This is a genomic window from Bowdeniella nasicola (assembly GCF_001907295.1).
GTDB lineage: Bacteria > Actinomycetota > Actinomycetes > Actinomycetales > Actinomycetaceae > Bowdeniella > Bowdeniella nasicola.
On sequence record NZ_MQVR01000010.1, the window covers coordinates 43,164 to 49,697 of the forward strand.

A 6,534-nucleotide genomic window follows, 5' to 3' on the forward strand; every position below is an offset into this window, starting at 1 on the left:
TTCAATCGTTTTCGATCATAAGCGATCACCTGTTGAGCTGTGACACCATCGACGCATGAGCGCTGTGTTATCCGGCCTGGGCGTCATCTGGGCCGTCATCGCGCTGGGGTGGATCCTCGGCGCCACGGGCATTGTCGGCCCCGAAGCAAAAGATCCCCTCAATCGCCTCGTCTACACCCTGGGGCTCCCCGCGCTCGTCTTTCTCACCCTCGCCCGCGCCAATATCGCGGAGCTGCTTGGCACACCGCTCGCGGTCGCCGGGATCTCCGCCAGCCTCGCCGCACTCATCTTCTGGCTCCTCGGTCGCTTCGTCCTGCGGCTGTCCCCGGCATGCACCCTCATCGGGACGATGGGTTCGAGCCTTGCCAACGCCGCCTACCTGGGAGTGCCGCTCGCGCAGTACATCCTCGGCTCCGCAGCCCACGTCGCTCCGGTCATCTTGTTCCAGATGGGGATCCTCACGCCCGCGCTATTCATCGCCGCCGACGTGCTCGCCGTCGGGCACCGACCGAGCGTGCGCTCGGTCGGTGCGATGATCGGCAAGAACCCGCTGCTCTGGTCCGCCATCGTCGGCGGTGCCGTCTCCGTCACCGGCATCACGCTCCCGCAGCTCGTCATCGCCCCGATCGAAATCCTCGGCGGCGCCGCCGTCCCGTGCATCCTCATCGCCTTCGGCCTGTCGTTCGTGGGGGAGCACCCGGCCGCATTCCGCCTGGCGGCGCTCGCGATCTCGGTCGCGACCAGCGTCAAACTTATCGTTCAGCCCGTCCTTGGCTACCTGTGCGCGCGATTTCTCTTCGGGGCCTCGGGCCTCGACCTGTTCGCGATGACGCTCATGTCCGGATTGCCGACGGCCCAAAACGCCTACCTCGTGGCGTTCCGCGTCGGGCAGGGCGACTACCTCGCACGCGGCACCGTCCTTGCGACGACCGTCCTCATCATCCCGAGCTTCGTGCTGATCGCCGCGATCGTGGGGGTGGGCACATGATCGCCGTCGTGCAGGGCCTCGCGGTCATTTGGATCGTCATCGGCATCGGATATCTCGCCGGCCGCACGAATCTGTTTGGCGACGATGCCGAAAAGGTTTTCACCCAGCTCGTCTACTACGTGTGCGTTCCCTCGCTCATCTTCCTCGCACTTATCGAAGCCGATCTACGAGCCGTTATCGGAGTGCCCTTCGCGGTCGCGGCCCTCTCAGCGGCCGCGACCGCGACGCTGGTCGCGCTCGTCGCGCGCTGGTGGCTCGCCTTACGCGGCGGCGACCTCATGCTCACCGCGATGTCGTCCTCGCTCGCCAACGCCGGCTATCTCGGCCTGCCGCTCGCGCACTACATCCTCGGGTCCTCACTGCACGTCATCCCGGTCCTACTGTTTCAGGTCGGCTTTTTCACGCCCCTGTTCTTCGTCCTATCGGACCTTGCGGCAAGCGGCGCGCGGATCTCCCCGGGTCGTGTGCTGCGCACCATCGCCCGTAATCCCATCGTCTATGCGGCCGCCTTCGGCATCCTCATCTCGGCGACCGGCGTGAGCTTACCCACCCAGGTCCTCGGCCCGATCCGACTCGTCGCGGGCGCGGCCGTGCCCGGCATCCTGCTGTCCTTCGGGATCTCGCTCGTCCCGCGCGAGACGTGGCAGCTTTCGGGCGCAATCACCCCCATTGCACTCGCCACGATCGCGAAGCTCGTCGGCCAGCCGCTCGCTGCCTTTGTGATTGCGCGTTTCGCGTTCTCACTTTCCGGTTTTGAGCTGTTCGCGGTCGTCGTCATGGCGGGTCTGCCGACCGCTCAAAACGCGTATATCGCGGCGAGCCGTTCGGGCGCGGGGGAGCGGATCGCGAAGGGCGCTGTCCTCCTCACGACACTCCTCGCGATCCCGAGCCTCATCGCGATCGGTGCCTTGCTCACCTAAGGCTGTGTCGGTGCCAGCGGGCATGATAGACGCAGACGCTATCGACTCGAGGAGCATGCGTGCGCAGCCCGATCCACATCGTCGCGCCGAACCCAACGTTCGACACGACCTACCGCCTGCCGCGAATCGAGCTCGGGGAGGCCAATCGCGTCACCGACGTTACGCGGATCTCGGGAGGCAAGGGCCTCAACACGGCCCGCGTCCTGGCCGATCTTGGCATCGAGGCGTCCGTCGGCGGGTTCGTCGGTGGACCGCGCGCCCAAGAGTTCCTCGCTGGCGTCGGCAACGTCGAGGCCTACTTCACCCTGATCGATGCGCCACTACGCTCGACGGTCTCGGTCATCGACCAAACGGGTTCGACATCCTTCAATGAGGCCGGCCCACACGTGAGCGCCGCCGACGTCGAATCCCTCATCGAGGCAACGCTCGATCTCCTCGAGAGCTTCGGCACCCGCGCGGTGCTCTCACTCAACGGCTCAAATCCTCCTGGCACCCCAATCGAGGCGTACTCGTTCTTGATCGCGCGTGCACGCGAGGCCGGCCATATCGTCGAGGTCGACACGTCAGGGGACTACCTACTGGCCGCAGCAGCCGCAGGCGCTCACGTCCTGAAACCCAACGAGCACGAACTGCTCGCGGCGACCGGGGGCGGACACCATCGGCGAGGGCATCTCGACGTTGTGGGGGCTCGGGGCCGGCCTCATCCTCCTCTCGCTGGGCGGTGCCGTGCTGCAATGGCACACGCCAGACCGCCGCCGTGTCCACGCCCAACTGCCCTATGAGCTGACGGGAAAGACCGTCGGCGCCGGGGACGCCCTCGTCGCCGCAGCGCTAGCCATTCTTGCCGAGCGACTCCCGGGCGTCCCCGGACACGAGCAGATCAAGGTGGAAACTCTCGCCGAGACCCTGCTGACGCCAGCCGACCTCCCGGCGCTCGTCGCCACGGCCGCGGCATCGGTAAAAGAACCCGTGGCAGGCCGACTGTCGCCCGCTATCCGCGATCAGCTCCTCGCGGACGCCACGTGCGTCGAGCTGTAGCGCTGGCGGGCCGTGGCACCATCTGGCATGATCGCGTCAATTCATGCCACACTAGAGGGCAGACGCGTTGGAAAAACTCCTGGAGATAAACGATGACCAGTTCCCTTGTCAAGCTCTCTGCTGAGAATCCGGACCTCACCCCGGCTCACCTCCCGATGCATCCCATGATGTACGGCGTCATCGCGTTCTCGATCCTGATGGTGCTGCTGCTGACTGCCTATGCGTTCCGGAGTGTGTGGACGCGCCACTAGCGGTCATGAACGCCGACATCACTTCACCCTCAACGACCGCGCAGCCGAAGCCTCGGCTGCGCATCGGCGTGATGGGCGGTACTTTTGATCCCATCCATCACGGCCACCTCGTCGCCGCGAGCGAAGTCCAAGACACCTTCGACCTGGACGAAGTCATCTTCGTTCCGACCGGGGCGCAGCCCTTCAAACTCGACCGCGACGTCACCGCGCCCGAACACCGCTACCTCATGACGGTGATCGCGACGGCCTCCAACCCGCGATTCACGGTCTCTCGGGTCGATATCGACCGCGAGGGCACGACCTACACGATCGACACGTTGCGGGACCTTAGGAAGCTCTATCCTGACGCCGAGTTGTTCTTCATCACCGGCGCCGACGCACTATCCCAGATCCTGTCGTGGAAGGACGTCGACGAACTGTTCGGTCTCGCGCACTTCGTCGGAGTGACGCGGCCCGGACACGAGCTCGATGATTCGGGCCTGCCCGAAGCGGGCGTCTCGTTTCTCGAGGTGCCCGCGATGGCGATCTCCTCGACGGACTGCCGCCGCCGCACCGCCGCCGGCATGCCCGTGTGGTACCTCGTGCCCGACGGCGTCGTGCAATACATCGGGAAGTACGGGCTGTACACGCGCCGACCTGCCAGGCGGGCGGATTACCATGAGTGACCAGACCCCTTTGACACGACGCGAACTACGCCGCCAGTGGGAGACCGAGCAGGCCAACAAACCGCTGACCCGGCGTGAGATCCGACAGCGGGAAGCCGAAGAAGAAGCCCGCCGGAAGGCGATCGCGACCGGCGAGCTGACGCTGACCGAAGCCTTCACCCTTGATGGCGATATCGACGGCGAACTGACCCCGCCCCGCCCGCCGCGTGCGGAGGGTGAAGCGGAGCCGACGCGCCGCTCGCTGCGCGATGCCCTCGCCGATCGTCTCGATGAAGACGAGCAAGCGGGCCGGGTCGTGCGCGGACCCAAACACCGCACGATTGCCCCGCCCTCGACGGCGCAGGGCGTGCGGATCGTGGACCACGCCACTGGCGAGATCAAAACGCTGCGTCCCGAACAGTACGAACCGGCAACCTCGACCTCCTCGCTCGGCATCGAGTTGCCGCCGCCGGAGCCAAAATCGGAGCCTGTCGAAGAGGCTGTCGAAGAACCCGCCGACGAGCCGGTAAGCGACGACGAGCCTGCTCCTGAAGAGCCCGAGCGCGTGTCGATGTTTGCCGCGGCGAAGCCCGAGGAGCAGGCAGCCGAAGCTGACGAAGAAGACGAGAAACAGCTGACCCTGAGCCGTCGAGACCTGCGCGCGGCCAAGGGAGCGCCCGAACATGCCGGCTTTCCGCTGGATGATGCCGAGTCGACCAGCTCACCGGAGCCGAGCCGCCGCTGGATCCAGATCGTGCTCGTTATCATCGCCGTGATCGTCTTGGCTGTGATCGTTTACTTCGCCGTGCAGCAGGTGCAGCCGACCGCCGCCGCGAACCCCCTGACCGACCAGGTTATTTCCGCCCTCAACCCACCAGGAGAGTAGTGCCCGCTCCACAAGAATCCCGCGATCTAGCCGTCATCGCCGCGACTGCTGCGGCCAGCAAACAGGCGAGCACGCTCGTCGCCCTGGACGTCTCTGAGCGTCTCGCCCTCACCGACGTCTTCGTGATCGCTACGGGATCGAACGAACGCCAAGTCCAAGCGATCGTCGACGAAGTCCAGCTGAAGATGAAGGAAGCCGGCGCCCCTGTGCAGCGCATGGAGGGCTACCAGAACGCGCGGTGGGTGCTCGCCGACTTCGGTGCGATCGTCGTGCACGTCCAGCACGCGGAAGAGCGCGATTTCTACGCTCTCGAACGCCTCTGGCATGACTGCCCCATCGTCCCCCTGCCGGACGAGGCTCGTGGGATTGTGGAGGAGAACGAGGCGTGAGCGTTGACCGCGTCATTTTTCTTCGGCACGGTCAAACGGATTACAACCGCCTCGGGCGCGTCCAAGGTCATGTCGACATCGAACTGAACGACGACGGCCTCGCTCAGGCCAAAGCGGCCGGAGCCGCCCTAGCGAGCTACCTCGTAGGCCGCCCTGCCACGATCGTCTCTTCCGACCTGTCGCGCGCGTTCGTGACCGCCCAGTGCTGCGCCGGCGAACTCGGAGTAGAGGTCGCGACGGACGAACGCATGCGTGAACGAGCCTTCGGCCAGTTCGAGGGCCTCGGCGGCGACGAACTGCGTGAACGCTATCCGGAGGCCTATGCTCACTGGCGCGCCGGTGGCACGCCCGCAGGTCTTGGGATCGAGGAAAAAACCCTCGTCGGCCAGCGCATGTCCGAAGCCGTGCGCGAATACATCGAAGCGGGGGAGAGCGGCCACACCCTCGTCGTGGTCTCTCACGGTTCGGCGATCACCCAAACGCTTCGCGCCATCCTCGGTATCGCGGACCTCGAGCAGCCGGTTTTGCGGGGCCTCGACAACTGCCATTGGGCCGAAATTGAAGCTGGAGCTACGGGCTGGCGGCTGCGCGCACACAACGTGTCAGCCGGGTGAGATAGGACACGGCTAGCGGATTTGTATCCGTTGCGGGCGGTCGGTAGAGTAGAACTCGCTCAACGGGGCTATGGCGCAGTTGGTAGCGCGCTTCCATGGCATGGAAGAGGTCAGGGGTTCGAATCCCCTTAGCTCCACGTAAGATGAGAAAATCGAAACTTGCCCCGCCTGATGGCGGGGCAGTTTTGTTTCTGCGGTGACGTGGACCGGGGCATCGATGCTGGTGTGGGCGAGGACGCTGGCTGTGGTCTGCTCGGGAGTGTAGGTGGCGTTTTCTTCGTCGTCGATGGTGATGCGGGTGAACAGGGCGCGGTTGAGGATGCGCCGTTCGGCTGGTTCGCACTTGTTGTAGAGGTCGTCGAGGTCGACCAGGAGTTCGGTGAGCTGGTCCAAGCCTGTTGGGTCTGCTGTCGGTTTGCTTGAGTCCAAGACTGTCTCGATCTGAAGATCGATACTGAAAGGATGATGAGCATGCCATCGAAGTACAGTGAGGAGTTCAAGCGAGATGCTGTCGCGCTCGTGGAGTCCGGCCTCACGCAGAAAACCGTGTGTAAAGATCTCGGTATCTCGAAGTCAGCTCTCGCCTCGTGGATTCAAGATGCGAGGTTCACGTCGTATGGGATGACCCCGTCAAAAGACCCTGAGTTGAGTCCCTCATAGTGGTGTAGCGGGGTGGTCGTGCTGGACAGCAGGGCGGTCACCGCGTGATCCTGGGGGTGTCAAATAGTTTGTGTAAGCCGTGTCGGAAGGAACGGTGATTATCATGACTATGTTCGATAAATCTTTGCCGGGTAGGCCTTCGGG

10 protein-coding genes, 1 tRNA gene and 1 pseudogene are annotated in these 6,534 nt (G+C 64.6%); all 12 read left to right on the top strand.

The features are described 5' to 3' along the window. The first annotated feature begins 55 nt into the window (after positions 1-55). A complete protein-coding gene (locus BSZ39_RS03025; RefSeq protein WP_073715914.1) occupies positions 56-988 on the top strand; it encodes an AEC family transporter in 933 nt (310 codons plus the stop codon). After that, positions 985-1,908: an AEC family transporter gene (locus tag BSZ39_RS03030; protein WP_073715915.1), complete on the top strand. Its 924-nt coding sequence runs from the start codon at positions 985-987 to the stop codon at positions 1,906-1,908. Before BSZ39_RS03025 ends, BSZ39_RS03030 begins: the two co-directional genes overlap by 4 nt. A gap of 59 nt (positions 1,909-1,967) precedes the next feature. Continuing rightward, complete coding sequence (locus BSZ39_RS03035) at positions 1,968-2,690, top strand: PfkB family carbohydrate kinase (RefSeq protein ID WP_073715916.1); 723 nt, start codon at positions 1,968-1,970, stop codon at positions 2,688-2,690. Further along, complete coding sequence (locus tag BSZ39_RS03040; RefSeq protein WP_073715917.1) at positions 2,635-2,946, top strand: hypothetical protein; 312 nt, start codon at positions 2,635-2,637, stop codon at positions 2,944-2,946. The genes BSZ39_RS03035 and BSZ39_RS03040 overlap by 56 nt, the downstream gene beginning before the upstream one ends. Positions 2,947-3,038: 92 nt before the next feature. Then, positions 3,039-3,197, top strand: coding sequence for a hypothetical protein (locus tag BSZ39_RS14025; RefSeq protein ID WP_169829081.1), 159 nt, complete (start codon positions 3,039-3,041; stop codon positions 3,195-3,197). A gap of 5 nt (positions 3,198-3,202) precedes the next feature. Further along, entirely contained in the window at positions 3,203-3,862 is a 660-nt protein-coding gene (nadD, locus tag BSZ39_RS03045; RefSeq protein WP_073715918.1) for a nicotinate-nucleotide adenylyltransferase, read from the top strand. Continuing rightward, entirely contained in the window at positions 3,855-4,727 is an 873-nt protein-coding gene (locus BSZ39_RS03050; protein WP_143180344.1) for a hypothetical protein, read from the top strand. Before nadD ends, BSZ39_RS03050 begins: the two co-directional genes overlap by 8 nt. Next, entirely contained in the window at positions 4,727-5,116 is a 390-nt protein-coding gene (gene rsfS / locus BSZ39_RS03055; RefSeq protein ID WP_073715920.1) for a ribosome silencing factor, read from the top strand. The genes BSZ39_RS03050 and rsfS overlap by 1 nt, the downstream gene beginning before the upstream one ends. Then, on the top strand, positions 5,113-5,730 hold the full coding sequence (locus tag BSZ39_RS03060) for a histidine phosphatase family protein (protein ID WP_073715921.1): 618 nt from the start codon (positions 5,113-5,115) through the stop codon (positions 5,728-5,730). Before rsfS ends, BSZ39_RS03060 begins: the two co-directional genes overlap by 4 nt. Positions 5,731-5,794: 64 nt before the next feature. Beyond that, positions 5,795-5,867, top strand: a tRNA-Ala gene (locus tag BSZ39_RS03065). Between the two features lie 22 nt (positions 5,868-5,889). Then, positions 5,890-6,153 carry a hypothetical protein gene (locus BSZ39_RS03070; RefSeq protein WP_158025078.1) on the top strand — a complete coding sequence of 88 codons (264 nt, stop codon included), beginning with the start codon at positions 5,890-5,892 and terminating at the stop codon, positions 6,151-6,153. Positions 6,154-6,201: 48 nt separating this feature from the next. Beyond that, a pseudogene (locus BSZ39_RS03075) lies at positions 6,202-6,375 on the top strand (transposase); the annotation flags it as partial. Positions 6,376-6,534: the final 159 nt, after the last annotated feature.